The sequence below is a fragment of the Algibacter sp. genome, assembly GCF_049667265.1.
Taxonomy (GTDB): Bacteria; Bacteroidota; Bacteroidia; order Flavobacteriales; family Flavobacteriaceae; genus Algibacter_B.
Genome location: NZ_JBATHX010000423.1, coordinates 1 through 1784 on the forward strand (window position 1 = coordinate 1; position 1784 = coordinate 1784).

Consider the following 1784-nt stretch of genomic DNA (forward strand, 5'->3'; position numbering starts at 1 on the left):
TATTTATAATACAAAAAACTATTAATTTTTTTAATTTCTATATATTGCACTCATTAAAAGCCTAAATAACCTATTTATGAAAAATATTGTTCTATTAATAATCTGCATGTTATGTGCGGAATCTTCACGCTCTCAAACAAACGGAGAATTAGAACTAACCTTGGATGGATGTTTTATTCTTGCCATTCGAAATAACCTAGATTTAAAACAAAACATCTTAGAAATTGAAAAGCAAAAACTTTTGAATGATAAAAGCAAGTATCATTTTTTGCCAAGTGTTAATATGGGAGTCACTCAAGATTATGAATTTGGATTCAACATTGAGCCTTCTACTAATACTAGAGTTAATGAAGATTTTCTTTCTAATGACTTATATTTAAGTGCGTCCATGGATTTGATTAATTTTTCAAATTTTAATAACTATCGAAGATCAAAATCCTCAGTTAACAAAGCATTGTCAGATTCTAGAGTTATTAAAAGTGAATTATTATTAACCATAGCTCAATATTATTTGGATGTTATGTTTAATAATGAATATTTAGGATTGCTTAAAAACCAATTTGAAGAAAGCGAAAAACAAATAAATAGGTTAAATGATGCTTTAAGTTATGGTTACATAGCAAAAAGTGAACTATATGATGCTATTGCAGAACATGCTATTGATAAAAAAAATGTAGAATTAGGAGAAAATAGTAAAAACACAGCGTTATTAAATTTACTATACCTATTAAATTATGAAATAGATACGGAAAAAGTAACTTTTTATGATGCCCTTTTTGAGGTTGATTCCACAGCTTTAAAAGATAAATCCTATTATTTAGAAAGAGTTATAAAAAATAATGCAAAGTCTAAAAGTGCCGATTATAATGTAGATATTCAAAAAGCAAGTGTTGGAGAAGTAAAAGGAAGAGGGTTGCCAACTTTAAAGCTTAAATACCAAATGGAGTCTTTTTATGTAAAGAGTTTAACAGATATTGATGAGGACGTTACGAATTTTGGAAATCAAATAAGAGACAACAAAACCAATTTTATTGGAGCCACTTTAAATATTCCAATTTTTAATGGCGCTAGCGGAAGTTACGATGTTAAAATAGCAAAAAAGGAATATGAAAAAGCACTAATTGAAAAAAAGATAGTCATTAATAATTTAACTTTTGAAGTTGAAAAGGCAATTCAAGATATTCAAAATGCAATAGTGGAGTATAGGTCTTCAAAGGAAGTTTTGGTATCGGCATTAGAATCTTATAGAACCTCTACCCTAAAATACGAGCAAGGAAAAATTAATGCCTTTAACTTTGCAATTGCTAAAAGAAATCTTTTAAGATCGGAACTAGATTTAATAAATGCTAAATATAAGTGGTATTTTAATTCTGTAAAATTAGATATTATTACAAAATACTGAGTGATTTTTTGTAAGAAAAATCATTTTTGTGAATTTTTCCGTTTAAAAACATCTTGATTCGTAAGTAAAAGACTTCAGAAATTGCACTTTTAGATAAATTGTTCTATATACTCGTTAAAATGAGATACTTAGAATGTTTAATTTATATAATTTTGGCGAGTAAATTGTTATTAACCCTCTAAAATAAAAATTATTATGATAAAATTAAACGATTTAATTAAAGACCTAAACTATAATCAAATAGATGAGGTTATCGCAGGTGGAAGAAAAAGGAAAAAAAGAAAAGGAAAAAAACACGGTAAAAAAGGTTCTAGTTCTGGATCAGGAAGTTCTTCATCTTCATCTTCATCATCTTCATCAGGTTGTGGTGCAAGTACAGTTG

Annotated in this window: 2 protein-coding genes; both read left to right on the forward strand. The window is 27.3% G+C overall.

The window, feature by feature from the left end; genetic code table 11:
• Positions 1–76: 76 nt before the first annotated feature.
• Positions 77–1402 (forward strand): TolC family protein, encoded by a 1326-nt coding sequence (locus WBN21_RS14735; RefSeq protein ID WP_424201587.1) that lies wholly within the window; start codon positions 77–79, stop codon positions 1400–1402.
• Positions 1403–1597: 195 nt separating this feature from the next.
• Positions 1598–1784: hypothetical protein (locus tag WBN21_RS14740; RefSeq protein WP_424201589.1), on the forward strand; the 187-nt coding region annotated here is incomplete at its 3' end.

Bases quoted from the DNA above. Each gene is read 5' to 3' on its own strand.
- WBN21_RS14735 (WP_424201587.1), top strand. From the start codon at position 77: ATGAAAAATATTGTTCTATTAATAATCTGCATGTTATGTGCGGAATCT.